At 64.1% G+C, this 26,438-nt stretch carries 24 protein-coding genes, 1 pseudogene and 3 riboswitches; of the genes and pseudogenes, 12 read left to right on the top strand and 13 right to left on the bottom strand.

All coding sequences use genetic code 11. The features are described 5' to 3' along the window. Positions 1 to 52: 52 nt before the first annotated feature. Together E3O54_RS16045 and E3O54_RS16040 are read left to right on the top strand one after the other, a co-directional pair. Positions 53 to 1,624, top strand: coding sequence for an AbgT family transporter (locus tag E3O54_RS16045; RefSeq protein ID WP_134402048.1), 1,572 nt, complete (start codon positions 53 to 55; stop codon positions 1,622 to 1,624). A gap of 72 nt (positions 1,625 to 1,696) precedes the next feature. Further along, positions 1,697 to 2,659, top strand: coding sequence for a RimK family alpha-L-glutamate ligase (locus tag E3O54_RS16040; protein ID WP_134402047.1), 963 nt, complete (start codon positions 1,697 to 1,699; stop codon positions 2,657 to 2,659). 423 nt (positions 2,660 to 3,082) lie between these two features. On the opposite strand, the gene E3O54_RS16035 is transcribed toward E3O54_RS16040, so the two are convergent. Next, entirely contained in the window at positions 3,083 to 3,376 is a 294-nt protein-coding gene (locus tag E3O54_RS16035; protein ID WP_134402046.1) for a putative quinol monooxygenase, read from the bottom strand. A 43-nt stretch (positions 3,377 to 3,419) separates the two neighbouring features. After that, a complete protein-coding gene (locus tag E3O54_RS17205) occupies positions 3,420 to 3,548 on the bottom strand; it encodes a hypothetical protein (protein ID WP_255570373.1) in 129 nt (42 codons plus the stop codon). A gap of 284 nt (positions 3,549 to 3,832) precedes the next feature. Continuing rightward, positions 3,833 to 3,933: riboswitch (TPP riboswitch) on the top strand. Positions 3,934 to 3,989: 56 nt separating this feature from the next. Between E3O54_RS17205 and E3O54_RS16025 the strand changes: the two genes are divergently transcribed. Then, entirely contained in the window at positions 3,990 to 4,754 is a 765-nt protein-coding gene (locus tag E3O54_RS16025; protein ID WP_134402045.1) for a 3-oxoacyl-ACP reductase, read from the top strand. A gap of 17 nt (positions 4,755 to 4,771) precedes the next feature. Next, positions 4,772 to 6,087: pseudogene (locus E3O54_RS16020) on the top strand (LLM class flavin-dependent oxidoreductase). Here the strand turns inward: E3O54_RS16020 and E3O54_RS16015 are convergent. From E3O54_RS16015 to E3O54_RS16005, 3 genes are read right to left on the bottom strand one after another with little or no spacing between them, the layout of a single operon-like run. Beyond that, a complete protein-coding gene (locus tag E3O54_RS16015; protein ID WP_134402044.1) occupies positions 6,084 to 6,878 on the bottom strand; it encodes an ABC transporter ATP-binding protein in 795 nt (264 codons plus the stop codon). The pseudogene E3O54_RS16020 and the gene E3O54_RS16015 sit on opposite strands and share 4 nt — an antisense overlap. Beyond that, the gene (locus E3O54_RS16010; protein ID WP_241976945.1) at positions 6,871 to 7,683 is read right to left on the bottom strand and encodes an ABC transporter permease; all 813 of its coding nucleotides are present in this window, start codon (positions 7,681 to 7,683) and stop codon (positions 6,871 to 6,873) included. The genes E3O54_RS16015 and E3O54_RS16010 overlap by 8 nt, the downstream gene beginning before the upstream one ends. Next, positions 7,673 to 8,596, bottom strand: coding sequence for an ABC transporter substrate-binding protein (locus E3O54_RS16005; RefSeq protein ID WP_206750347.1), 924 nt, complete (start codon positions 8,594 to 8,596; stop codon positions 7,673 to 7,675). Before E3O54_RS16005 ends, E3O54_RS16010 begins: the two co-directional genes overlap by 11 nt. Positions 8,597 to 8,773: 177 nt before the next feature. Next, positions 8,774 to 8,883, bottom strand: a riboswitch (TPP riboswitch). A gap of 239 nt (positions 8,884 to 9,122) precedes the next feature. After that, positions 9,123 to 9,230: riboswitch (TPP riboswitch) on the top strand. A 58-nt stretch (positions 9,231 to 9,288) separates the two neighbouring features. Between E3O54_RS16005 and E3O54_RS16000 the strand changes: the two genes are divergently transcribed. Beyond that, positions 9,289 to 10,563, top strand: a complete 1,275-nt coding sequence (locus E3O54_RS16000) for an MFS transporter (RefSeq protein WP_241976944.1) — start codon at positions 9,289 to 9,291, stop codon at positions 10,561 to 10,563. On the opposite strand, the gene thiD is transcribed toward E3O54_RS16000, so the two are convergent. The 8 genes from thiD to E3O54_RS15960 all read right to left on the bottom strand — a co-directional run bounded on the left by thiD (position 10,514) and on the right by E3O54_RS15960 (position 17,986). Beyond that, complete coding sequence (thiD, locus tag E3O54_RS15995) at positions 10,514 to 11,374, bottom strand: bifunctional hydroxymethylpyrimidine kinase/phosphomethylpyrimidine kinase (RefSeq protein WP_134402041.1); 861 nt, start codon at positions 11,372 to 11,374, stop codon at positions 10,514 to 10,516. The genes E3O54_RS16000 and thiD overlap by 50 nt on opposite strands. Continuing rightward, positions 11,371 to 12,033 (bottom strand): thiamine phosphate synthase, encoded by a 663-nt coding sequence (gene thiE / locus E3O54_RS15990; protein WP_166805275.1) that lies wholly within the window; start codon positions 12,031 to 12,033, stop codon positions 11,371 to 11,373. Before thiE ends, thiD begins: the two co-directional genes overlap by 4 nt. Continuing rightward, positions 12,030 to 12,830, bottom strand: a complete 801-nt coding sequence (thiM, locus tag E3O54_RS15985; RefSeq protein WP_134402040.1) for a hydroxyethylthiazole kinase — start codon at positions 12,828 to 12,830, stop codon at positions 12,030 to 12,032. The genes thiE and thiM overlap by 4 nt, the downstream gene beginning before the upstream one ends. Positions 12,831 to 13,319: 489 nt before the next feature. Beyond that, complete coding sequence (locus tag E3O54_RS15980; RefSeq protein WP_134402039.1) at positions 13,320 to 13,913, bottom strand: class I SAM-dependent methyltransferase; 594 nt, start codon at positions 13,911 to 13,913, stop codon at positions 13,320 to 13,322. Positions 13,914 to 14,765: 852 nt separating this feature from the next. Then, a complete protein-coding gene (locus E3O54_RS15975) occupies positions 14,766 to 16,682 on the bottom strand; it encodes a hypothetical protein (RefSeq protein ID WP_241976943.1) in 1,917 nt (638 codons plus the stop codon). A 234-nt stretch (positions 16,683 to 16,916) separates the two neighbouring features. Beyond that, positions 16,917 to 17,153, bottom strand: coding sequence for a hypothetical protein (locus tag E3O54_RS15970; RefSeq protein WP_104170609.1), 237 nt, complete (start codon positions 17,151 to 17,153; stop codon positions 16,917 to 16,919). Between the two features lie 58 nt (positions 17,154 to 17,211). Beyond that, positions 17,212 to 17,535: a helix-turn-helix transcriptional regulator gene (locus E3O54_RS15965; protein ID WP_104170610.1), complete on the bottom strand. Its 324-nt coding sequence runs from the start codon at positions 17,533 to 17,535 to the stop codon at positions 17,212 to 17,214. Positions 17,536 to 17,662: 127 nt separating this feature from the next. After that, complete coding sequence (locus tag E3O54_RS15960) at positions 17,663 to 17,986, bottom strand: hypothetical protein (RefSeq protein WP_134402038.1); 324 nt, start codon at positions 17,984 to 17,986, stop codon at positions 17,663 to 17,665. Positions 17,987 to 18,307: 321 nt separating this feature from the next. Between E3O54_RS15960 and E3O54_RS15955 the strand changes: the two genes are divergently transcribed. From E3O54_RS15955 to E3O54_RS15925, 7 genes are read left to right on the top strand one after another with little or no spacing between them, the layout of a single operon-like run. Next, positions 18,308 to 19,513 (top strand): ParA family protein, encoded by a 1,206-nt coding sequence (locus tag E3O54_RS15955; RefSeq protein WP_134402037.1) that lies wholly within the window; start codon positions 18,308 to 18,310, stop codon positions 19,511 to 19,513. A 5-nt stretch (positions 19,514 to 19,518) separates the two neighbouring features. After that, a complete protein-coding gene (locus tag E3O54_RS15950) occupies positions 19,519 to 19,833 on the top strand; it encodes a hypothetical protein (RefSeq protein ID WP_241976942.1) in 315 nt (104 codons plus the stop codon). A 36-nt stretch (positions 19,834 to 19,869) separates the two neighbouring features. Next, positions 19,870 to 20,586 (top strand): hypothetical protein, encoded by a 717-nt coding sequence (locus tag E3O54_RS15945; protein ID WP_134402036.1) that lies wholly within the window; start codon positions 19,870 to 19,872, stop codon positions 20,584 to 20,586. After that, positions 20,586 to 22,037, top strand: coding sequence for a hypothetical protein (locus E3O54_RS15940; protein ID WP_134402035.1), 1,452 nt, complete (start codon positions 20,586 to 20,588; stop codon positions 22,035 to 22,037). Before E3O54_RS15945 ends, E3O54_RS15940 begins: the two co-directional genes overlap by 1 nt. After that, the gene (locus E3O54_RS15935) at positions 22,037 to 23,740 is read left to right on the top strand and encodes a hypothetical protein (RefSeq protein ID WP_134402034.1); all 1,704 of its coding nucleotides are present in this window, start codon (positions 22,037 to 22,039) and stop codon (positions 23,738 to 23,740) included. The genes E3O54_RS15940 and E3O54_RS15935 overlap by 1 nt, the downstream gene beginning before the upstream one ends. Continuing rightward, the gene (locus tag E3O54_RS15930; protein WP_134402033.1) at positions 23,737 to 25,299 is read left to right on the top strand and encodes an ATP/GTP-binding protein; all 1,563 of its coding nucleotides are present in this window, start codon (positions 23,737 to 23,739) and stop codon (positions 25,297 to 25,299) included. Before E3O54_RS15935 ends, E3O54_RS15930 begins: the two co-directional genes overlap by 4 nt. 9 nt (positions 25,300 to 25,308) lie before the next feature. Beyond that, positions 25,309 to 26,382 (top strand): hypothetical protein, encoded by a 1,074-nt coding sequence (locus E3O54_RS15925; protein WP_134402032.1) that lies wholly within the window; start codon positions 25,309 to 25,311, stop codon positions 26,380 to 26,382. Positions 26,383 to 26,438 lie beyond the last annotated feature (56 nt).

Raw genomic sequence — 26,438 nt, 5'->3', positions numbered from 1 at the left:
CTAGCTCCTGACACACCGATCGTTTTGTTCGATCCGACGCAAGGTAGGCTCCATGTCTTCAGCACAGTCCCTCACCCGGCGCACCGTCGTGATTGATCGTGTTCTCGGTGGAATCGAACGCGTCGGTAACAAGCTGCCCGACCCGTTCATGCTCTTCCTTCTGCTGTTCGCAATCACGGCGGTGGCGTCGACCGCGATGGCCTGGGCGAACGTCACGGTGCAGTTGCCCGGAACCGACGAGATCACGGTGATCACGGGTTTCTTCACCGCCGAAGGGCTCACCTGGTTCACCCAGAACATTGGGGTCAACTACTTGGGTTTTCCGCCGTTGGCGACAGTGCTACCCATCCTGCTCGCGGTCGGTGTTGCCGAGAAGTCCGGCCTGCTCGCCGCGCTGATTCGTAAGGCCTTCGGCTCGGCACCACGCTGGTCGCTGCCCTACGCCGTGGCGTTCGTGGGAGTCGTAGGGTCGATCATGTCTGATGCGGCCTTTGTGGTCATCCCCCCGCTTGCCGCCCTGGTTTTTAAGGCTGCTGGCCGGCACCCCGTGGCCGGGCTGCTCGGCGGGTTTGCTGCCGTGGGCGCCGGCTACTCAACCTCGCTGTTCGTAACGAGCCTCGACGCGCTGTTCGCCGGGATCACCACGTCGGTCACACAGAACCTGCCGAACGCCGGTTCCGTCGTGACCCCGGTATCGAACTACTTCTTCAACGTGGTCTCCGCGCTCGTACTCATCGCACTCGCCGGCTTCATCATCGACAAAATCCTGGAACCGCGTTTGGGGCGGCAGCAGATTGCGCGCGACGAGATCACTGACGACGACGTGTTGGTTCCCTCCGTGATGAACACGAGGCTCACGCACACCGAGAATCGCGGCCTGTTCTGGTCGTTCGTGGCCGGCGTCGTGGTCGCCGGAGTGATTCTGGTTGGCGTGCTCCTGCCGGAATCCTCCTGGCGAAACGAAGACGGCGAGTTTCTGCCGCGCTCACCCCTGTTGAGTTCGATCGTGTTCATCGTTTTCGCTATGTTCGTGATTCCAGGACTGGTGTACGGCAAGATCACCGGAACCATCGCCAGGGGCAGCGACGTGCCTCGCGTGATGGGGCAGGCCATCAAGGACATGAGCGGATTTCTCGTGCTTGCATTCATCCTCGGCCAGTTCGTCGCCCTGTTTAATTTCTCCGGAATCGGAAGCTGGCTCGCCGTTGCAGGAGCCGGGGGCCTTGAGTCCATCGGCCTCACCGGATATCCGGCCGTCGTCGCCTTCGTACTGCTTGCCTCGCTGCTAAACCTCTTCATCATTTCGGGTTCGGCCATGTGGACGCTGATGGCCGCCGTGTTCGTGCCGCTGTTCGTATTACTTGGCTACGAACCTGCATTTATCCAGGGTGCGTTCCGGGTGGGAGATTCGGCCACCCAGGTACTCACACCCCTCAACCCGTACATGATCGTGCTACTTACGATGCTGCGTAGGTACGAGCCACAGGCGGGCCTTGGCACCGTGATCGCCCGTATGCTGCCCTTCGCAGTCACGTTCTGGATCGCTTGGGTAGCCGTGCTGAGCGTCTTCTACTTCTTCGACCTACCGATGGGCCCGGGCAACGGCATCATGATCCCGCAGTAGTAACTGCGCAAGACCGGAGGAATACCCCGCACGGGGGCCTCCTTAAGTTCAGTGCAACCCGAAGGGATTTTTATGACTTCCAGCCAGACCACGATCTATGCCCTGCACGAGAACCCTGAATGGTTTCCGCCATTCGCCCGGGCCTTTGAAGCAGAGGGTATGGAGGTGAAGGAATGGCTGCTCACCGACGGCGTTCTCGACCTGGATTCGGTACCGCCGGAGGGAATCTTCTGGTCGCGCATCAGCGCATCCGCTCACACACGCGACCACGGAAAGTCGAAAGACTACGCGCGCGCCGTGTTGGCTTGGCTCGAGGCCCACGGCCGCCGCACGGTGAATGGCCGGCGCGTTCTCGAGCTCGAGATGAGCAAGGTCGAGCAGCTCGTTGCACTCAAAGCCGCCGGCATCGACACCCCTCGCACCGTAGCCGCGGTGGGCCGTGAGCAAATTCTCGATGCCGCACACGACTTTCCCACCCCGTTTATGACCAAGCACAACCAAGGCGGCAAGGGCCTCGGCGTTCGCAAGTTCACGAGTCACGAAGAGCTCGCCGCGTACGTTGCCTCTTCCGAGTTCGAGGAGCCGCAAGACGGCATCACACTCATTCAGGAATATATCCAGGCTGCGGAACCGTTCATCACCCGGGTTGAGATCGTGGGCGGCGAGTTCATCTACGCCGTCAAAGCCGACACCGCACGCGGCGGCTTCCAGCTGTGCCCGGCGGATGCCTGCGCCATCGACCCGATCACGCGCGAGCTGATCATGCCTCCCGGCGCCACCATCGCACCCATAGCCGGTCAGCAACTGTTCAGCCTGCGCGAAGACTTCGACCACTCGATTATCGAGAAATACCTCGAGTTCGCGCGCCGCACCGGGTTGGAAGTCTGCGGCATCGAGTTCATCGAAGCCGAAGATGGCCGAGTGCTCACCTACGACGTGAACACCAATACGAACTACAACGCGGTCGTTGAGGCCGAAGCCCCTCGTTCGGCTCCACGTGCCCTGGCTCGGTACCTCAAAAAGCTCGCAGCCTGAAATACGTGGCGCCAGCCCCAGTACCAGCTCACGAAACGGATAAAACTCTCGTTGGTCCACGGTGGTTAGCCGTGGAGGCCAATACCACCGATGCAGCGTTGGGATGAAGATACCGACATCTTTTGCGACGCCAGCGAGAGGGATCTATTGGCGAAGAATTTCTTCGCCGGAGAAGTACGCAGACTTTTACGACTCAGTCGGGAAGTACTGGTTGCCCTCAACCAGGATGGTCGTATCCGACTTTGCCACCACGACATCATTTCAAACTGCGTGATACATGGCCGACTGAGCGTTGTGTGCGGGCTAACCCGCAACTGCGCCGAGTGTAGGCGGCTTACCTGGCCCAGTTCCCCAACCGGGAACACATCACGGCGCACAACCGGGGACATGAGCATGATCTCGGGCATGCGCCGTAGTGCCCGGTCAGATGTCGCTGGCGATCTCAAACATGGAGATTTGGGGGGTACTGGCCAGCAATGAGCCCAGATCGGTCGCACCCGCACCCGCGCGCCAGTGACGATATGCCGCGTCAGCGTCGGCCGACGCCCACCGCTCCAGCAAGATCATGTGGGCGGGATCATCGCAATCAAGCAACACATCAACACCCAGGCACCCCTCAAATGCACGGGTTCCGACCAAAATGTCTCGCAGCATGGCCTCCGCCCCGAGAACGGCCTCTGGTTTTAGGCGAAGGTCAAGAAGAACTGTCAGGGCCATGAAAACTCCAATTCACATCAGGGTAGAAGGTCGGGCGTAGTGCTTAGAAATTGAGGATCTGGTAGCCCTCGACTACGAGATTACGGATACTGGCGTCGCCGTTGTACTCCCTAAGCAGCGGCCACCCACCGGCCTTGACCGCGTCCCGTGGGATGCCACACAGAATGCGCACGCACCCCGGATGTTGTCGTGCAGGGCAACGGCGAGAGGATTCATCCTATGCTTGGGGTCTGAGATGGCGGCGAGAGATTCAACACCCAAACCGTCACAAACAACCACGACGTCATCGCGGCGTCCGTGAATTCACGAGCAGTCTTAAGGCCGCGATATACGCGTGAGCTGTCGGAGCCGATGGACTCACAAATGACGACAGCGATCTTACAAAGTCGACCAGCCCGGCAGTCTCTGAGTTTAGGACGCAAATTCCCAAGTACCAGGCCGTTGCGTATACTCGTCTCCAGCGACACGGGGTGCCGACTGCATGACGGTCGGCTGAGATGACACCCGTTGAACCTGATCTAGTTCGAACTAGCGAAGGGATGTCACGGAGAATTACGTGCACCGCATTGGTGCCGGATCTGGTCCTTTCGCCATACCCAAGGTGAAGAAAATCATGCGAATAGCAGAACAGATTGTCCTGGTCACCGGCGGTGCACGCGGCCTGGGTAAAAGCATCGTGCACGCTTTCGCGGCGCAGGGCGCCCGGGTGGTCATCAACTATCACAACAGCGCCGCAGCGGCGGAAACCCTGGCTGCCGGCTATGGGCCTGAACATGCTCTTGCCGTACGGGCCGACGTCACCGAACCGGCCCAGGTCGCGGCAATGCTCACGCAGGCTCAGGCACATTTTGGCTCCACCGTGACAACGGTGGTCAATAACGCGTTGGCCGATTTCAGCTTCAACGGCGATGCCCGCTCCGGCGCTGCCGTCATCAGCTGGAACGAGTTCGAGACGCAGTTCTCCGGCAGTGTCCGCGGTGCCCTGAACACGACCCAGCAGGCACTGGCCGGCATGCGCGAGGCCGGGTTCGGCCGCATCATCAACATCGGCACCAACCTTTTCCAAAACCCGGTGGTGCCTTACCACGACTACACTGCCGCCAAGGCCGCCATGCTCTCCCTGACCCGCACCCTTGCCTCGGACCTCGGCCTGCACAACATCGCCGTGAACATGGTCTCCGGCGGGCTGCTGCGCACCACGGATGCCAGCGCGGCCACCCCCGAGGACGTGTTCGACTTCATCGCCGCCTCCACCCCGCTACGCAAGGTGACAACCCCGGCCGAATTTGCGGATGCGGTACTTTTTTTCGCCTCCCCCTGGGCGCGGTCGGTCACCGGGCAGAACCTGATAGTCGACGGCGGCCTGGTGATGAACTAACTAGGGCCGCGCCGGTCATGTCAGCCCCGCGCCAGCTTCACTTCAATGCGTTCCTCATGGGTTGTGGCCACCACGGCGCCGCCTGGCGGCGGCCGCAGTCGCCCATCGAAGAGTTAGGAGACATCAGTTTCTACGAACGGCTCGCCCGAAGCGCCGAACGTGGCCTCTTTGACGCCGTTTTCTTCGCCGACGGGCAAGCCGTCGGCGATGTGAGTACCGGCCCGCGGTGGTTTCTTGAGCCGCTGACGGCGATGGCAGCGATGGCGCGGGCGACGAGCCGGATCGGGCTGGTCAGCACCGTCTCGGCGACCTTTTACACCCCTTTCCACGCTGCGCGCATGCTTGCATCCCTGGATCACATCAGTAAAGGGCGCATCGGCTGGAACGTGGTGACCTCCATGTTTGACGCCGAAGCCCGCAACCATGGAATGGACATGCTGCCCTCCCACGATCAGCGCTATAGCCGGGCGGCCGAGTTCATCGAGGTGGCGCTGAAATTGTGGGATTCGTGGGAGGACGATGCTCTGATCCTGGACCGCGGAGGTCTCTATCTGACCCGGCCCGGGTGCGAGCGATCGGCCACTCCGGTGAACACTTCCGGGTGGATGGCCCGCTGACGGTGCCGCGCCCGCCGCAAGGTCGACCGGTGCTGTTTCAGGCCGGCGCCTCCGTCCCTGGCCGGGAGCTGGCCGCCCGTTATGCCGAAGGTATCTATGCGGTGGCATATGACCTCGCCAGCGGACAGGAGTACTACCAGGATATGAAACGGCGCATTGCCGTAGCCAAACGCGATCCGGATGCGGTGTTGATCATGCCCGGTCTCGTCACTTATGTGGGGTCCACACAGGCGCAGGCGCGGGCGAAGCAAGCGGAGGTCGATGCCCTCCTGCCGACCGAGCAGTCGCTCGCGCAGCTGGGAACGTTCGTGCAACAGGATTGCAGTACCTGGGATTTGGATGCGCCGGTGCCGCCGCTGCCGCCGCTGGCCGGCTTCACTGGGCCGCAGGGTCGGTATGCGACCATCCTACGAATTATCCAGGCTGAGCAGCCCACGGTAAGGCAGTTGCTGGGCCGGCTCGCCGCCGGCGGTGGGCATTGCACCATGGTCGGAACGCCGGAGCAGATCGCCGACCAAATCGAGTTGTGGTTTCGTTCCGGTGCCGCGGACGGCTTCAATGTGATGCCGCCGCTGCTGCCGGAATCATTGGATGAGTTCGTGGACCGGGTGATCCCTGTGTTGCAACGGCGCGGTCTGTTCCGCACCTGCTATACCGCGGATACCTTGCGTGGGCACCTGGGGCTGGAACGCCCCACGGTCGGCGCTGCGGTTTAGGGTCCTCTGGGCGGGAGAGTTTCCTCGTGCAGGGTCGCCAGGAGCGTGCGTTCGTATCCGGCGAACTCTGCCGAGGTGGTCATCGACACCTCGCGCGGCCGGGGCAGGTCAATGGTCAGGTTCAGCCGCACGGATGCCGGCCGCGCGCTGAGGACGACCACCCGGTCGGCGAGGTAAATCGCCTCACGGATGTCGTGGGTGATCAGCACCGCAGTCCAGGCGTTCTGAGACCACACCCCCTGCAACCAGGACTGCATGTCGGTTCGGGTGAGAGAGTCCAAGGCCCCGAACGGCTCGTCCAGCAACAGGACATCTCTGCCCTGCACCACGGTGCGCAGCAAGGCCGCGCGCTGGCGCATGCCCCCGGAGAGTTCGTAAGGATGTGCATCTTCAAAACCGGACAGGCCGAAGGCCGCGAAAAAACTGCCCGCCCGTGCTCGGGCAGTCTTCTTGGTTTCCCCCGCAACCTCGAGGCCGAGGGAAGTGTTCTCCAGAATGCTGCGCCACGGGAACAACAAATCCTTCTGCGGCATGTATGCGAAGTGTTCGTGTTGACCGGTGACGACATCCCCGTCGACCAAGACCTCGCCGGAATTGGCCGTCTCCAGGCCGGCCATGATGTTGAACATGGTGCTCTTCCCGCATCCGCTAGGACCGATCACGGCAACGAATTCGCCGGGCTGCGCCGAGAAGGCGATGTCGTCGAGAACCGACCTCACCTGCCCGCGGCCGAGCGGAAAAGACTTACCTATTCCGCGCAGTTCGATCTTCGGGGGAGTCGCCTCAGCCATGCCAGCTCCTGCGTTCCTTCGAATGCCAAGGGATGATTGCCCGTTCGGCGACGTAGGTCAACAGGAACAGGCACACGCTCACGAGCGCGGTCACCGCAACGGCAGCCAACACAAGATCGGTGCGAAACGAGTTCTTCATCATCGCCATATAAATGCCCAGGCCCCGCTCGGCGCCGACGTACTCGGCAAAAATGGCACCGGTGACGGCGTAGGCGATTCCGATTCGAAGGGCGGTGAAGAACGAGGGAAGCGCCGACGGAAGACGCACATACACGAACTGCTTCCACCGGTTGGCCCCCATGCTGCGCAGCAGATTGATCGCTTCTCGATCGGTGCGGTTGAAGCCGTCAATCAGGCCGACCGTGACTGGAAAGAATGTCACCAGGGCGATGACGATGATTTTGGGCAGCATACCGAATCCGAACCAGATGACTATCAGCGGCGCGATCGCAATGATGGGTATGGCTTGGGATGCCACCAGCAGTGGCACCAGTGCTCGCCGCAGCCATGGCGAAAAGTCGATCAGGATCGCCAGCGTCCAAGCGACGGTCAGAGAGACGGCGAAGCCGAGAAACGTCTCCTGCAGGGTGGGGAGCGTATTGTCCCAAATCGTAGTGCGGGCCTCCCAGCCCTGCTGAAGAATGCGCTGCGGGGAGGGCAGGATCGCCGGCTGCACTCCGCCTGCCATCACCGCCACCTGCCAGGTGATCACGAACGCGACGAGGATCGCGGCGGGAGGCGCTAGCGCCGAGAATACCGTCGTGCGGGGCGCTGTAGCCCGCTTCACGGTGATGCTATTTTTCACTGAGGTAGTGCTCGGTGAACAGTGTTGATGCGTCCAGCGCCGTGGTGAGTGGTTTGCCGTCTTCGTCGGCCAAGAGGCCGGCACGGTAGAGGAAATCGGCCAGCTGCTGCCAGGTCTCTGCCGTTTGGGTGCCAACTTTACCGTTGGCATCTTTGAGGTAGGAAGCACTCAGTTTTTTCTGGCTTTGGTAAACGAGTTCCGTGTTTTCGAAGACGCCGGGGTTCGCGTCGATCAAAATCTTCGCCGCGGCATCCGGACGATCGGCGGCGTACTGGTACCCCTTCTGCAGGGCCTGGACGAACTGAGCAGTGGCGGCAGGGTGTTTGGCAGTCCAGGCCCGGTTTGCCTCGACGATCACCGAGTACTGGTCCGGTAGGCCATAGTCGTGCAGAGCGAAGAACTTCATCGGGGTGCCACGAAGAGCGGCATCGATGCCCTCCCAGGTGGTGAATGCCGAGGTGAAATCAACTTTGCCGGCATAGAGGGCCTCATAGGCGGAGGTGCCCAGCGTGATTTTCCTGAACTCGCCCGTTCCGCCGTCGTTCTTGATGACATCCGCCGCCTCGGTGGGGAAGGTTGCGCTGGGGTCTGCCAGGCCGAGGGTCTTGCCGTCGAGGTCCTTCGGGCTGCGAATGTCGTCGCGGCTGGCCAGGACCCCGATCGCCGTCGCGTCGTGCTGCAGCACCGACATCACCGAGATGTTGCGCACACCCGCTGCCGCCGCGAAGGTGGCCGTGTCCTGAAAGCTGATACCGAAGTCAGCTGAGCCGGCGTTGATGAGTGCGTCGGTGGATGACTGGCTGTATGGGAGCACCTTCACCTCAAGCCCCGCCTGCGTGAAGTAGCCCTTCTCAAGAGCGACATACAGTCCGGTGTGATTGGTATTCGGTGTCCAGTCCAAGGCGAAGGCCACCGGAGTCAACGCGGTTGACGAAGCGGTGCCAGTCGCCGAGCCTGAGGCGCAGCCACTTAGAACTGTCACTGCGGCAAGAACGAGCGCACCTACCGTTATCCACGGCGAGGGCGTACTTTTGAGTAGGGATAGTTGCACTGTCGTGCCCTCCTTGATTGCAGGAATATCAGGGCACGGGATGTGAGAAAATTGCCTCCCTGCGCTGGCATGATCCAGATCAGGTTCGACGGTCGAAGATTGATAATCTTCCTCTCAGCCCGGCTCACCGGACTCCCGTGTTCAAGACGAGTGTAACCAAGAAGCAGCCAAGCCTGGACGAACAACGTGTTGGTTCACACTCAATGCGTGCATACCAAGTCATCGAACATCACCATTACGACTCCGCCGAGTTCGCCGCCGAGGTCGCCGCCGGATCCCCACTCTCGGCGCGCGCTTGCAGACAATCACAACCAGAAAAAAAGGGCAAGACCATGGCTTAACGTAAACATGGCTAAACGCAGCCCCTGACACAGGGTGCTATGTTATTTTTCGTCTACACGGGAGCCCTTTTGCAGGGGCTGAGAGGAAGCTGAGGCAGCTTCGACCGTTGAACCTACCGGGTAATGCCGGCAAAGGAAGTGAAGTTGATGCGTTACGCCCACCCCAGCACCGCCTCTGCCCCCACTCAACTGCCGCCGTCCACACCGCCAGGCATGCGCCGCGCCATACGGGGCGGGATCCTCGGCAACTATGTGGACCAATTCGACATCTTCCTGCCCGTCATCGCCCTGACGCCGGCAGCGGCGCATCTCTTCGGGTCGGAAAACCTGGTCAGCAACGCCGGGCTGATCTTTGTCGCGACGCTGATCGGGCGGCCGATAGGAGCAGCGATCTTCGGTCCGATCTCCGACCGCATCGGCCGCACGGCGACGACCAAGGTCGCACTCACCGGTGTGGCGCTGACGACACTGCTGATCGCACTGGTTCCCAGCCACGCCGTGTTCGGTGGCGGATCGCTCCTGTTGATCCTGGCGCTGCGTTTTCTCGGCGGAATTTTTCTCGGCGGTGAATACACCTCGGCTGTTCCACTGGCGATGGAATGGTCCGAGCCTGAACGGCGAGGGCTTGTCAGCGGGCTGATCATGTGGATGTCACCCTGGGCCAACGCCACCATCGCCGGCCTGGTGTTCGTACTCCACGGCACGCTCGACGCCGCCAGCTACAACGTATGGGGCTGGCGCATCCCATTCCTGCTCGGCGCCATGCTCGCTTTTGGAATGCTCGCCTACTATCGTGCCCGGGTTCAGGATTCCCCGACGTGGACCCACCCCCCACACCGCACGAACCCGCTGAAGGAAATTCTCATCGGCGAACACCGCCGAGCGCTGTGGCAGGTATTCATTCTGATGAGCGGCATGTGGTTGCTGACTTCAATGGCCATCCCGGTGCTGACTGGGCAACTTGGCGTCGATGCTGACCTGGGCGCACAAACCATATCGTTCGCGATGATGTGCGGCACCGCCGCAAGCGCCGTCACCATGGCAGGTTGCGGGCACCTGTCGACGTTCACCGGCCGACGCGCTTTCTTCATCGGCTTCGGCCTGATCGCAGCGGTACTAGGGCCGGTAATCTTCCTGGCGATCTTCGCTGCCGCCGGCACCACGGTTCTGGTGCTGCTGGTCGTGGCGCTGCAGATCGTCACGGTTTCCGGCTACGGCCCGGTCGGCGCCTACCTAGCCGAACGCTTCCCGACTGCCGTGCGCTCCAGCGGCTACGGGGTCGGTTACAGCCTTTCCATCGTCATTCCAGCCCTCTACCCGTACTATCTGCCGGCCCTGCAGAATGTGCTCGGCGACCACGGTGCCGTCGCGGCGCTGCTCGCACTGGCTGGAGTGCTCGTGCTAACCGGCGCGCTGGCCGGCCCCGAAACAGTGCGGGTCAGCCTTGGGTCGGCCCGCCTGCCCACAACCGATGAAAGTGGTGGATAGGACCACGCCCGGTACCGACCTCGAGTTCGTCGGCGTGTTCCAGACTCTCCTGCAACCAGGACTTGGTCATCGATAATGCGGCGCTCCAATCCCCGAGCCGGGCTTGCAATGTCGCCATCGCCGACGACATTGAACATCCGGTTCCGTGGGTATTGGTGGTGTCCACCCGATCGGCTGCAACCTCAATCATCTGCCGGCCGGCGGGAAGCTGGCCGGTGGCATCCACCAGCGCGTCCGGGCACACGGCACCCTCCAGATGGCCGCCCTTGACCAGCACAATGACGTTATGCGCCGCTGAGAGTCGCGTGCCCTGTTCGAGTGCGTGCGGCCAGGTCGAAGCGGTCGGCTCTCCTAACAGCACCCCTAATTCCGCCAGGTTCGGTGTGACCAAGTCGACCCGGCTGAGCAGCCGGATCATGGCGCTTTCTGCAGCCGGCTCGAGCAGCCGGTCGCCGCTGGTGGCAACCATCACCGGGTCAAGCACCACCACCGGCGGTTTCACCTTCTCCAACCAATCATCGACGGCCTGAACGATCTCGGCATTGCCGAGCATCCCTATCTTGACCGCATCGATAGTGACGTCGTCGCTGACGGCATCGAGCTGCTCGCGAAGGAAGGCCACCGGCGGAATATGCACCGACCTCACCCCGTGGGTGTTCTGGGCAACCAGTGCGGTAACGACGGCCATCCCGTAGCCGCCCTGCGCGGCGATGCTCTTCAAGTCCGCCTGAATGCCGGCCCCACCGGTTGGATCAGTACCAGCGATGCTAAGAACTCGGGGTACTGTGCGCGCCAAGACGGTACGGATCATCGGTTCCACTCCTCCTCAAAATCCTCGGCCACCCGTTTCGGGTCTGCCGCGGCACAGATCGCGGACACCACGGCAACACCTGCCGCCCGCGCCCGGCGCAGCTCGCCCACGTCGTCCAGCATGACTCCGCCAATGGCCACGCAAGGCAGGCCTGCCACGGCGGCGACCCCGGCGAAACCGTCCACGCCGATCGGCGCCGGATGGTTCACCTTCGTGGCCGTCGCCCGGATCACACCAACACCCAGGTAGTCGACCGTTCTATCCGGCAGGAGAGCCACCTGGCGGACATGATCGACAGTATTGGCGGTCAACCCGATGATCGCGTCGTCGCCGACGATCATCCTTACTGCCGCAACCGGAAGGTCGCTTTGGCCGACGTGGACACCATGCACGCGGGCACCCGCAGCGCGGGCAGCCAGAAACACGTCGATCCGGTCGTTGATGAGAATAGCGGCCCGGCCACCGACAGCCTCGGATATGCGCAACACGAGCTGATAGAAGTCGGCAGCGGACGCATCTTTCTCCCGGATCTGCACCGTTTGGATGCCACCGTTTACCGCCGCCCGCACCGTCTCGACCACCCCGCGACTGCCACATAACGCCGTGTCGGTGACCAGATACACGCCTGGCGTGAAAGTCTCCCTACTGAACTCAGTCATGAAATTGCTATCGACGCCCGGATCGCGGACCCGTCAACGCTCGACAATGCGTCAAGGAACGCGACGGCAAAACTGCCCGGACCGCCGGCGCCCACCGCCGCCCGTTCGGCCGCGACCGTATACACGGCCGTCGCGGCGGCAGTTGCAACAAGACGATCGTCGCCGACCGCGAGGAAAGCCGCGGTTACGGCGCCAAGCGCGCACCCTCCACCGGTGACTTGGGTGAGGTAGGGATGGCCGTTGCTCAGGCGGATGACATCGGTTCCGTCGGTGATCAAATCGGTGGCCCCAGAAATCGCGACGATGCAGCCGTACCGGTCGGCAAGTCGGCCAGCGGCATCCAACGCCTGCTCCGCGGTATCGACCGAGTCCACCCCCCGGCCACCGTGGCCTAGGCCAGCCAGGGCAATCACTTCGGAGGCGTTACCGCGGATTGCAGTGGGCGCGTATGCCAGCAGATCGGCGGCCAGCCGGGTGCGCACCGAAAGGACGCCGACGGCCACCGGGTCGAGCACCCACGGCGTACCGATCTCGTGCGCCGCCCGGGCCGCTTCCTGCATGCCTGCACGCTGCTCCGCATGCGGAGTGCCCAAGTTCACCAGCGTGGCCGAAGCAATACGGGCGAACTGGTCGGCCTCGATGGGGATATCGGTCATCGCCGGCGCAGCCCCGATCGCCAGCAACGCGTTAGCGGTGAAGTTTGTCACCACCGCGTTGGTCAGGCATTGCACCAGAGGTGTTTTCTCCCGCAACCGCGCCAGCAGCAGGCAAACATCATCCGCCGTGAAACGCCTCATTCAACGTCCTCGCTCAGATTTATCAACTGGGTGTGCCGGGAAGAGTTTGCGAACCGCAGCAGGAAACCATCGACCCTCAGCAGGGCACATTCGGCCCGTACACAGTCTAGAACACTGCAAAACGGCCGCCCCTTCATAGAGTGGAGACTGCGCTGGCCGCACCGATCATCGCCGTCTCCTAGCTGCGGAAGATCCCACCAGCTCCGCCCGCGGCGGGGCAAAATTCGACTCCAATAGCCTGGCGCGCATACAACTGCTGCGCATGCCAGCGGCCCCACACCTCGTCCAGTGCGGACTCTCACCGCTCGAACCCGCCCGCCTACTGGTAGATCTTGAACACCCGAGCGCCCGAAAGTCTGAGACGCCACTCGGCGATCACATCCTAATCGGCGAGCGACTCCATGCAATCTGGGGTCAACTCACGACGGGACGACGTCTGTCGCAATCAACGGGACCTGCCTGGACCTGCCTGACACGCGTCCACTCATTTCAGGTGGACAATGCAAGCTTGCGTGCAGTGAATCGCATCACTCGACCGCCGAAGGTGTACCTCAGCCCGTTAGCATCGAGTCTGAATTGTCCGAGAACAGGTTCAAAGGCCCCGCGTTCGATGAGCCGATGAGGGGAGCGATCGGTCAGATGCACCCACGAAGCGGCTCGAGAAGCAGTGAGGTCATAACCGGTGAAAATGCCGCCCGGCCGGAGCACACGTGCAACCTCTGCGATTGCCTTCTCCCAATCGACAACGTGGTGCAGCATCAGGAAACTTACAACAAAATCAAAAGTTTCGTCATCGAAGGGAAGCTGTGTGACGTCGGCTTGGCGCGCCGCCACGTGTGGATACTTTGCAAGACGTTTTCGTGCGACGCCAACCATCACGGGGTCATAATCGGTCGTCGTCAGGCGCAGTGACGGATTTGCCCGCGCTAACCTGTCGGCCGTCGCACCACTACCCCCTCCGATCTCAAGCACGTCACCGGTGAACGAAACACCCTGTGTCGCCCACAAGACAACTCGGCCCGCCGCCAGACGCCAAGGTGCACTGCGGCAGAACGCACCTTCGAGAGCAGACATTGTCGGCATGACCACCAGCCTCCCTGACGCACACTATTGCACCTTTACGTCCTCACTGAAGTTATCAAATGCCTTACCGTCCGGATCAACGGCCCAGCAGTCTGTGAAGACCACACCGAGCCGAAACGAGCCGCCACAACTTTCACTGGCCTCATTCTCCTTGACAAATTCCGCCGTCGGCTGCGCGGCCGGTGTGCAGCCACCCGCCGTATACCGCCTGTTGGCGACAAGCAAGGCCTACGTGACGCTGTCGCCGCCGATGGCTTCGCGGCGCACCACTCGGAGGGCCTTGCCAGGCAGGTAGCCGTGGATCCCACCACCGGCCTGCGGCGTGCGTGGAATCTTCATGGAGATTTCGGTACGCAAACCCCTCCCTCTATTCGCTGGCGTATCGAGGATGGCGACCAGGTCAAACCACTCCCTCTGCTGAGGCGGCAGCAACCATTCTCGCCGGTCCCCTCCACCGTGCAGCCAAAGCCGGGATGCTCGACGTTTCAAAGCGGGACGCACTTGACATCTTCACTGCGGAAAGCTGCGGGACTACCCTCATCCCCATTGCCATGCCACCGCATGAACGCAGCTTCCAGGTATCCCATCGCACTCGTGAAGCGGTTCTCGCATCTATCCCGAGCGACGCCGGACCAACACTCGGGTCCGCTACCATCACTGCTGCCGTGCAGCTTCGAGCGTCTCTAGCCGACACAACCGTGCTCACCGCAACCGAGAGACAGCTTGTGGGAGACCTGCCCACCTCTAATCACCATGCCTCGGAACTCCACACACAAGGCCATCCAGACTCATCCATGCGCCCTGTCCAGCCAAAGAACACCGGTTTGTAACCTCCGAAGCTGCACCTAGCGGTTAGGCGGCGTCTCCGAGATACTGCCAACGATTCTGCGGGCTCAACACACCCAGATTCACCAGCTCCCGCGCAGAACGATGATCACCACGCTGATCACTCGACCGCGGATACTTCGGCCACACCCGCTCACCCGGTGAGCTCGCTTCAAACAACGGCCGGCTCGACACATGTGGGCGCCGCGGCCGGGACCGGGGCGCTGACATCATGGTGCTTAGTTCGGCTTGCCACCACGCCCACACCTCCCGCTCGATCCGATACCGCTCCGCCCGAGCCTGCAGCGTTCCCAGCACGTTCAGCTGCAGGGCCGCCTGGTCCCGGAGATCCTGCTTCGACCTAGCCCACCCATCACGGTGAACAACCAAGAGCTTGTGACGCCGCAAACGACTGAGAATCGTGGCCGTGTGCCTGGCAGTGACACCCAGGAGGCGAGCAGCGGAGTCAATAGTGAGGGACGGGTGCTGGCGCAGTAAAGCGTAGAGCTTGCCAGCAAGGTGGCCGAGGCCCCGGCGGGTGAAGAGGTCATGGCGCTGGTCGATGAGTTGTTCCTCAAGCAATGCGACGAGATGGGTGCGGGTGTTAAAGAGTTCAGCTGCGGAACGTTCTGGCGACGACAGGGTTTCGTGCGGGGGGCGGGGGTTATTAAGTGGTTGTGACCGGACTGTACTGGGACCTGTGGATAACGTGGAGGCTAGGCGCCATTCGGCGGCGTTGCCGTCGTCACTTGCACTGACCCGTTCGACGTAACCGGCAGCAGCGAGGGCGGTGAGGGCGTCGGCTGCGGTGGTGCGGCCGAGGCCTCCCATCGGGCCCAGGTCCCGGATGGCGGCGGCGACGGTGCGCTTACCGGTCTGCAGCGTCAAGTAGGCCAGGGCGCGGAGAATGGTCTGCTGATTCGAGGAAGCTTCGGTGCGGCCCCACCGGCCCGGACTAACCAGGAACCGGGTGAGGAGGGCTTCGACGTCGGTCACGATGGCGTCCAGCTCCGCCAGGTCCTGCGGCTCCCGCACCGCTGGCAACGGGCGCTTCAGCGCGGCGTACTGCTGGGCTTTGTCCCACTGCCGGCCCAACCGGGCCCGGGCCTCGGCTGAGGCCCGGGGGCGGCGGTCGCCGCGGCCGGTGTTCTTCGTCCGGAAATGTTCCAGCCCGGGGGCGGTCTTGATGGCGTGCTCGACGTCGACCAACTGCCACCCGGCGTTCGCGGCCGCGAGCAGGCACATGAACCCGGTCCAGCTCGGGTTGCTACCGCCATCGATGGTGGCCATATGGGCGGTGCCGGCCGTGCTGAGCCGCCGGTGCGCCTGGTGACGCAGGGTGACGGGTCCCGACGGGGCGCTGTCTTCCGCGCGGAGGGACGGCTTCCGCGCCTCGAGCACCGCGGCCAGGGCTGCCAAGTCGGCGGTCGTGGTCGACGGGACGATCAAGCTGTTCAGGTCGCCGCGGAGGACCGTGGAATGGCTGCCATCGCGATGCGGGGACAGGGGCGGCCGCGCGGCACCGGTGACAGCGTTGAGGAGCATGCCGTGGTCCAAGCGGCGGAAGTTCGCTCGCGCCGCACTCGCGACGGGGGCGACGGCGAGTTTCGAGGCGCCGCCCTGGAGGGCGAGCCAGATGTGCCGGCCACCCGTCCCCGAGGACTGGCACACGACGTGGTCGATCGAGAGGGCATCCAGGGTGCGGGAGAGGACCTCGCACTCGTCGACGGCTTCCTCCATCAGCTCAGCGTCAACGCCGTGCTTGTTCTTACCGTCGAAGTCGAAGCAGAGGACCCGGAACAAGCCGGTCTCATCGGCCAGGTTCATGGCCCACGGCGTCGTGGGTTCGGCCGGCCCAACACGGTAGATCAGGGGGTAACTGTTCTCGTCCACCCGCCCGTACGCGTCGCGCTTCATCACGCGTACCTGATCGCGCGGACTCATCCGGCGCGTCAAAGCCCACGCTGTCCACGCTGTCCACGCTTCAGCGGACACGCCAGACACGCCGGACACAATTCCGGGTGCATTCTGGAGTACGTGCGCTATGCTCTGGGACATAGAGAAACCTCCCGTGAGGGCTGTTGATCTGGATTAGCTCGAACCTCGGGCCGGCAAGCACAGAGGGTTTGAGCTACGAAACTTGCAGTAGCCCGTCGCGAAAGCGACGGGCTCTTTCGTTTAAGCGGCTGGGATGAGCAACTCCTCTTTGGGGTCGCGAATGAGGTCGAGGACAGGCAGTTGGCCCTGGTCCGCGAGAGTTAGGCGCAGCAACGCTTCCAGGTAGATACCGGTGGACACGCCGCTTGCGGCTGCGGCTTGATTGACTTCCGCGCGGATCGCGGGGTCGACTCGTGTTTGGAACAACACCGTGGGGGTGTGGTCCCGACGAATCCTGCTTCCCTTTGCAACGGCCATGGAACCGATCTTGTCGTTAAACCCATTCAAGAGTGCGCGACGCGCGGGAGCGGCTTGATTAAAGTCTTGACTGTCCGAGGAACTCGCCAAGAGCGACGTAGAGCTCCGTGACGCGTTCTGGGATGACTGTGTAGCGCACCCACTGGCCGCTTCTGGCTTCGCTGCGCGGGGGAGTGGACTCAATGAGTCCCGCAGTCTCAAGGGCAGCCAGGTGGTTTGACGCCGTCGGCGGGGCGATGCTGAGCGCTGTTGCGACATCGGCGCGGGTGCATGGCCCGTTTTCGCGGATGTGCTTGAGGATTGCCACTCGAGCTCGATTTCCAAATGCGTCGATCGCGGCCTCCACGAGTTCATCGTGAGGGGGACGCACGTAGCGGGGCATCCTGCCATTCTGCCCGACCTCCGCCCTCTTCCATCGTTGACTCTGTCAACCCTAATCATTATATGATTAGCTTATGACGAAGTCGAGCACCACGCTGGCCCGATGCTCTTGCTCGAGGGGGGAGTGGTCAGCCCAGGACGAACTCGAGGACCTGCCCGAAGTCGCGGGTCACGAGGTCTCGCCGCGCGGTGAACTTCGTCCCCTGAGGCCGGCGCACGACCCCATCGGGGGCATCGTCCTCGATATAGCCCATACCCCGGAGATCGATCAGAGCCGCATGCACCGCAGGCCGACTCATGGTGTCACCGATGACGTCAAACAACTCGGCGTAGCTGAGTGGCTTCCGGAGCAGGGCGCGGAGCACCAGGACACGGGACGGCGCGGAAAACAACTCCTGGAACAAGGCCACCCGGCCGGGGGCATGCTTCATTAAATTGTCGTCACGGGCCATGCGCTCAATTCTGGCGTGGATCACCCCTTTCGCAGGCGCGCCACGACCGCACTCAAGTTAATGCAAATGCATCTATTTACCTTTGCGAACTGTAATGATCCGGTGATGTCGGTAGCTGACGTTAGGTTCGAAGCTCCCTACGATCGGGCCGTTTGACCCACAACCCGAGTGTTTCAGGCGTTCATGACCACAAGCACAGGGGGAACACACCCCCCCGTTCAGGTGAGGCGATCAAAAAAAAGACGAGAGACTAGTCAGGGCCTCGGGGGGTTCCCTAATTCCCTGTGCCAGTTAGTGGAAATTCGAGAGGACATACCGCCCATGAGTGACACCGGTCGCACCGCCCCCAGCGAGGTCTTTGGAGCGGCCGACCGCGCCGGGGACTACGTCGAGGAAGACACCCTCCACACACTCCCCGTACCCCCTCGACGCAAGACCGCCAGCAGCGCACCCGCACTCCGCACCATCCCTGCTGCAGCCCCAGTGGAGGCTCCTGCAGCGCAGGTTGCCCCGTCGGCACCGGCCGTAACGCCCACCGACCTAGCCAGCACCTCCGTCCTCTTCGGCGGCTCAGCCGCCAGCCTCGGCACCGCGTCGAGCGCGCCGGCGAAGGCCACGACGGGGTTCCGTGGTGCTCTGGCCAGCCTGGGCCTGCCGGTCGGTCCGGGTGCTGCCGAGCTGGGGGAGAGGCGCCGGACGGAGCTGCAGACCGCTCACGAGACCACTGTGCGGCAGGCCACCTGGACCCGTGCGGTCTCGGTCCTGGTGAACAACCCCAAGGGTGGAACGGGCAAGACTCCCACCGCACTGCTGCTCGGGGGAGTGCTGGCCGCGATCCGCGGCGGATCGGTCGCGATCCTCGAAGTCTCCGACGACCCCGGCGCCCTGAACTTCCGCGCCGAGGGCAACCCCCTCCTCGGCCTCGGCGAACTCGTCCGCGACGTCGACCACGTCCAAACCGCAGGACGCCTCGCCGGATACACCGCCCCGCAAACATCCTTCGCATCCGTGATCGGATCCACCGGGCGCCGCGACCGCCTCACCGGCGAATCCGTCGTCGCCGTCTCCAACGTCATCGACGACTTCTACTCCATCCGCGTCATGGACTCCGGCAACGTCCCCACCTCCTCCGCATTCCGCGGCGCCGTGTCCGTCTCCGACGTCCTCGTGATCCCCGTGATGAACGCCGGCGACTCCGTCCTCGAAGCCATCCAACTCCTCGAGGAGCTGCGGGCAGAGGGCGGGGCCGCCGCGGAGCTTGCAAACCGGGCCATCGCCATCCGCCTCACCGACGGCCGCCCCGAGAACGACGCCGTCCGCCAAGAAGTCGAACGGCTCCTGAGCCAGGCGGGCGTGTCCGCCCTGCACGAGATCCCCTACGACTCCCACATCGCCGAACGCGGACAACTCACCCTCAGCCGCCTCAACCCCGCAACCCGGGACGCGTTCGTGGCAGCAGCCGCCAGCGTGGTCCGGTACCTGCAAACCGCGGTCTCCGCCGCACCCACACAGAACCGGAAGGCCTAACCCCCATGCGCGACCTCCTGCTCCACGCGGCGATCGAGAACCCCCTCGACGGGATCCTGCCCGACTTCTCCTTCGGCGGCGCCGAATTCACCGCCCTCTGGCAAAAACTTATCGCCGCCCTCTGGGCCATCGGCATCCTCGTCTCCATCGGTTACCTGATCTTCGGAATCGTCGCCATGGCCGGCGCCTCCGGAGACACCAACCCCAACCCACAAGCCCACGCCCAAGGACGCCGGAAAGCCGTCTGGGCGGGCATCTCCCTCGCCGCCCTCGCCGGCCTCGCGATTATCGTCGGCGCCGTCCTCTCCTTCGCCGGCTAACCCACACCACCAACACGCAAACCAAGGAGTCCCACCATGCGAATGGTCACAGCATCCGGCCGTAGCCGCTGGCCCATCGTCATCGGGGCCACCGTCCTCGTCGTCGCCATCGGCGGAGGCATCGCCTACACCGCCACCCGCCCCGCCCCAACACCGAACGCCGCACCCAGCACCGCGACGGCCACCCCCACACCGACCCCTGCGGGCACCGCTGGCCCCGGAGGTATCGGGGACGACGTCGCACCCACCGGGTGCCTCGGCGGGCAAGACCGCAACGTCAACATGGTCCTGGCAGCACAAGCCGACGCCAAACACACGACCTACGGGGCAGTGGAAGTCGCCACGGCATTTGAGCGGTGGTTCTGGCAATACCCGTACCCGGTGGCCACGGAAAGCGATGAAATCGGCTCGAAGGTCATGGCCTCGACGGCAAACGCAGCGTGGAAGGACGTCACCGCCCAGTACGCGGGAGCAGGAGACGACCCAACCCAGGGTGTTGTTGAACCAGGAACCTCCTTCCACGTGTCCACGACCAACGGCTTGTGGCGTGTTACTGAGGACTCCACGGCCGATCGAGTCACTGTCGAGCTGGCCGTCGGCTACGTCGTGAACGGGGAACTCAGCCCCACCAAGGTCGCGGGTATGGGCCTCGTAATGGTGTGGGAAGACGGCGGATGGCACGTTGAAACCGGCACCGTGGTCGACGAGACCAAGCTCTCGAACGGCGGAAACCGCTACACCGGCGGCTGCTGATGCACCCGGTCATCATTCAGGCGGCGGGTGCCGATTGCACCCTCGGCCCTCTCCTCTGCAACGCTCAGAACCTCGGACAGGGCGTCAAGGACGCCGTCGGGGGAGTCGGCGCTGTCGTGAATACGGCTGCGGGAGTGGCGGACTTCTGGTCTGACCCAGCGGGGAATTCCTTCAAGCTGTTGCAGGGAGCGGCCAAGGGTCTCTCCGATACGGTGTTGCCGGCGTTGACGCATGCGACGCTTCCGGACCTGACGGCGGATTGGTTCATTCAGGCGTACCAGGTGTCGTTTGCCCTGGCGATCTTCGTGTTCGTGGCCCTGTTGATCCCGCAGATCGTGCGCACCGCGCGCGGCCAGCAGTCCGGACGTGAGCTGGGGGAGTCCCTCACCCTCTACGGGCCCGCGTTCATCCTCGGGGCCATGTTCGGTCCCGCGCTCGGCGCGTTCCTGGTGAAGTTTTTCGGCGCCCTGTCTGACTCCTTGATCGCGTGGGGCGTCACCAGCAACTCCGAAACCATCGTGGCGAAGTTCTCCACGATGCTCTCCGAGGAAGACGGGTCCGGCCTTGCCGGCGGCGCGGTCCTCGGCGTCATCCTGATGTTCTTCATGATCCTGGGCCTGCTCGTCGTGCTCCTGATGCTGATCGTTCAACTCATCACCCTGTATTTCTCCGGCGTCCTCTTCCCTCTCGGCTTCGTGTGGATCGTGGATCCGCAGAAGCGGAAGTTCGGGTCGAAGATCGCGTACCTCTGGTTCGGGGTCCTGGCGTCCCACCCGCTGCTGTTCTTCCTACTCGCGATCGCGTACAGCATGATGAGCGCCCAGGTCGATGCGTTCTCCGACACCCCCAGCCTCGCCAAAACGGTGACCTTGGTCGTGTCGATCCTGGCGTTGTTCATGGCCGGCCTCGCCCCCGTCGCCCTGACGAAGTTCGCCCCCGTCATCCCCACCGGTGGCGGCGGGACAGCACCTGTGGGCCCGGACATCGGATCCCAGTCCATGCAGCAAGCCGACACCAAATACAGCGACAACAGCCCCGAAAGCTCCGGCGGTGGCGGCAGCTCCTACTTCGGCGGCAGCTCGCCGTCCGCGGGCAGCTCGAGCAGCGGCGAGGGCAGCAGTGCCGGTGGCAGTTCGGCTGCAGGCGACGGGGAGCCCGCGACGTCGTCAATCTCTGAGGCCGCGTCCGTAGGTTCCGCCGGCGGAGCCCCGGCAGGTGTTGGCGCCGCTGCAGCGGGCGGCGGCGCGGTCGCTGCGGAGAGTGGCATGGCTGCCGCTGGCGCAGCGGAGTCCGCGACCGGTGCGGGTGCTGCGATCGGGGTTCCCACGATGATTGCCGCCGGGGCGATGGCCGGGTTTGAGGCGACGAAGAAGGTCACCGATTCGGTGACCGACGCGGCCGTGGCCCCGGTCGAGGACCACGAGGAACATTATGGAAAGGACTCCGTCTAGTGAGTGACACCCCGGAGTCCCACATCCGTTACCTCGGCGGCGAGTCCGGCCACCGCGGCTTCTTCGGCGGCACCGCCTCCAAAACCCGGATGATCCTCCTCACCGTGTTCATCGCTGGAGGCATGGCCGGCATGGTCTCAGGGCTCGGCCTCCCCGCCCTGATCGTCGCCGTCGCCGGGGTGGGCATCACGATGCTGACCACCGCGCGCACCCACCGGGGCACGGTCCTCGAGCGGCGTCGGAAGCGCGCCCGTGCCCGCGCCCGGAAGCGGCTCGGCACGGACGAGTTCGTGCCCTACGAGGTCGGTGCGTGGGACCAGCTCCAAGAAGCGATCCTGCGCGGTACCAAAGGTGAGAAGCAGGTTGCGGAGCGGGCTGCGGTGAAGATGCGGGCGAACCCGGACGGCGCAGACGGCATGGGCTGGCTCCAGTACGCCTCGAACATGCCCGGTATTGCCTGGCACGCCCCGATCGGTGAGCAAGCGTACCTGTCGGTCGCTTTCTCCGTGTCTGGGCAGCTGCGCGGGATGGAAACCGCCGCCGCCCTCACCCGGGCGGCGAACGCGTGGGGCAAGTTCCTGGCCCGCCGCGCCGCACCCTCCTCGTTGATCCGGAACGTGCAAACCCTGACCCGGGTTCTACCGCCGGACTCGGCCCGGCAACAGCTGTGGGTGAAGACCCGCCTGGAACCCGTTCAGGAGAACTGGACGGCGGAGCAGCGGGCGTCGTTTGAGGCGCAGAAGCTCTCCTACGACGAAGTGATCCGGAAATCCAGTGCGAATGCGATGGTGCAGCGCCACTACGTGGTCGTGTCCTGGCCCCTCACCCAGCAATTCACCGACGCGGCCGCAAAGTACGGGCCGGGCCGGGACGCGTGGCGGGCGTTGATGGCCGGGCAGATTCAGGCCACCGAACTGGGTTTGAACGAGGCCCGGATGGGTGACGTGCAGGCCCTGACTGCGAAGCAGACGACGGCGTTGATGTTGCATCAGCAGAACCCGCATCTGCCCATCGACCTCACCCGGAACGTTGACCCGCTCCTGTCCGGGATCGCGTCTCGGGACGAGTTCTCCGCGCACATCGTTGACGGCGTCGACCCCACCTCCCTCGTCATGACCGAGGCCGGGCCGGTGTCGCCGCCGGTGACGTGGTGGCACCGCACCGCGGCCATCCACGGCGAGAACCTCGCCGTCGCCGGCCGCAGCCCCCTCTGGTGCCTCGACCTCCTCATCGGACGCGAACTGACCTTCGTCCGGTCGGTGTCCTTCCACCTACACCTGGTTCCGGCGGGGCAGGCGAAAGCGAAAGCGCGCGCCGACGTCGTCCGCGACCTCGCCGGGGTCCTCGCCGACCAGCAGAAGGGCCGCCTCATCTCCGACGACAGCACCACCCGCATGTCCGCCGCGCAGCGCCGCTCCGCGGACCTCGCCGCCGGATCCCACCACCACGGCGTCGACTGGATCGGCTTCGTCACCATCTCCGCCCCCACCCGCGCGGACCTCGGCCACGCCTCCCGGCAACTCGAGGAAGCCTGCGCGACCGGCCTCGGCATCGAACACCTCGACTGGCAAGACTCCTTCCAATCCGCCGCCTCCGGCACCACCTGGCCCCTCGGCCGGGGCCTGCGCCCCGCAGGCGCAACCCTGGCAACCCGGGCCATCAACCGCCTCGCCGGCCGCACCGACAAGGAAGCCATCTCATGACCCGCACCAACCCCGCCACCCCCGCGGCTACCAGCACCGCGCACGGCAAACGCACCGCAACGAAGAAGCCCTGGTACGGCACAGTTCCCGGCCTGAAAATCTTCTTCACCCCGGTCACGACATCGCCCGTCCTCACGGGCGAAGAGGATGCCGCCGGATCTGCCGCTGCGGTTTCTGACGCTGCCGTTTCTGACGTGGTGGTGTCGTCGCGGCGGCCGGTGGATGTGCCGCCGTTCGAGCGGCCCGGGTCCGTGTTGCGGGCGTCACCCGGGGCGGCGGCGCGCGGCTGGTATGCGCCCCGCCTGGCCGGGGCGCCGTCAACGACCAGGCAGGCCGAGATCCTGAACACGGGCATCATTGGGGCGCCGACCGGGATTGACGGGGTCGTCAACGGCACCGACACGCTCTCGTCGACGATGATCAGTCACGACGCCCCCACCGCGTACAACGCGACCCCCAGGAAGCTGACCTCACCCAACGTCCTCATCATCGGCACCGTCGGGTCCGGGAAGTCCTCGTTCACCAAAACGGTCATGGTGATGCGGCCCCTGCTGCTGAAAAACCACCGGGCGGTGGTGTTCGACAAGAAGGACGAGGGCGGCGAAGGCGAATACGCCTGCGTCACCCGCCGCATGGGCACCGAGCCCCTCCGCTTCGACCCCGACGGGTCCGGCACCCGCTTCAACCTGATGGACCCCCTCATCGCCCGCGGCACCGGCCTGCAAGGCCAGATGCTGCTGATCAACGCTGTCGCCCGCATCGCCCGGGGCGACACCCCAGCGACGGAGTGGGAAGAGAAAGCCACCCGGTACGCCCTGCAGCTGTTGTTTGAGAAGTTCCAGGACACCCGCCGGGCCGCGACCACCACGGACCTGATGCCGTTCCTCGGGTTGGTGCCAACGGATCAGGGGTTGTCGGGGGAGGCGTCGGAGCGGTTCCACCAGGCGGGCCTGTCGATCCGGTTCGGCCTGCAGAACCTCCTCGAAACCTACGCCGGCGTCTTCGACGGCGAAACCAGCCGCCGTGTCGACCTCTCCCACAAGCTCACCACCTTCGACATTTCCCAGCTCCCCGACTCCGGCCCTGCGATCCCGACCGTGATGGCCATCGGGAACATGTGGCTGATGGGGCGGCTGCGTGAAGAGCGCGGGTTCGTGACGAACGTGATCTACGAAGAGGGCTGGCACATGATCGGCGGCCCCTCCGCCCAACTGGTGAAATCCAACCAGAAACTCTCCCGCTCCCTCGGCATCTCCAACGTCTTCGTCATGCACAAAGGCACCGACATCCCCCCAGACAGCCCCGGCTACACCGTCGTCCAAGAAGCCCAAACCGTATACGCGTTCCGCCAAGACCGCCCCGAAGACGCCCGCTGGGCCCAAGAAACCTTCAACTTCGCCCCCGACACCGCCGCCACCCTGATGGGCTTGAACCCGGGGCATTGCGTGTTCAAGTACGGGTCCAACCCGGAAACCCACATCCGCCACATCCGCTCGGACTGGGAAGTGGAAGTCACCAACACCGACTCCGCCATGGCCGCCGGCAACGCCACCACCTAGAGCCCCCTCATGCAGAAAGGCATACTCGGCACCGGGCTCGTGCTCCTGCTCGTGGTCCTCTTCACCGGGCTGCTCCTCGTCACCGGCGGCGGCTCCGGCACCGGCGCCTGCGCCGCTGTGGCTGCGAACCCGCAGGGCGCCGCCGAACGCGCACCGGTCGCCGGATACCAAGGCGACCAGCTCGTCAACGCCGCCCTGATCATGAATGCCGGCGCCACCGCCGGCGTGAACGTGCACGGGCAAACCATTGCCGTGATGACCGCGATGGGCGAATCTGCGCTCCGCAACCTCACCTACGGCGACACCGTCGGCCCCGACTCTCGCGGTCTGTTCCAACAACGCGACACCTGGGGCACGCTCGCCGAGCGTATGAACCCCCCTCAAGCCGCGGGGTTCTTCTTCCAACGCCTCGTCACCGTCCCGAACTGGGACACGCTGGCGCCCACCCAGGCGGCGCACGCCGTGCAGATCAACGCCGACCCGAACCACTACACGACCTACTACGACCAGGCGAAAGAGGTCGTGGCTGCGCTCACTACCGGGGACGCAGCGTGCGCGGCCGGCGTTGGCAGTGACGCGCGGGCGTTGGCGGCGGCCCTGGTGGTCAAGATCGACGCGGGCACCATCACGGGTTTGTCGCCGGATCACCTGCGCGAGATCCGGTGGATCGCCGACGGCGACACCCGCCCAAACTGCGGCATCGACACCCGCATCCTGCAAGTCATCACCATGGCCACGAACATGTTCGACGCTGTCGGGATCTCCGACATCAACCGGGCCTGCACCGGCCAGATCCTCGGCTCCGGCCTCTCCTCCCCGCACTCCACGAATGGTGGCGGCCACGCCGTCGACTTCTACTCCTTCGACCGGATGCCCACCACCGGTGCCGACGCCAACGCCCTGAAGCTCCTGAAGGCGCTCAGCCCGGTCATGCCCGCCGGGTCCGGGGCCGGCCAGAACCAGTGCCGCACCGACGCCGGCATGAGCCTGGACCTGTCGATGAAGCAATTCCGCGACGACTGCAACCACGTCCACATCGCCGTCGACCCCAACAGCACCGACCCCATGAAACTCAGCAACTAATGCCCCACACCCAAGCGCACCGCGCCACCCAGACAGACCAACAGACCGTGTTCGTG

Source organism: Cryobacterium sp. TMT2-4, from assembly GCF_004402575.1.
GTDB classification, from domain to species: domain Bacteria; phylum Actinomycetota; class Actinomycetes; order Actinomycetales; family Microbacteriaceae; genus Cryobacterium; species Cryobacterium sandaracinum.
This window is presented reverse-complemented; position numbering and strand designations above follow the sequence as displayed.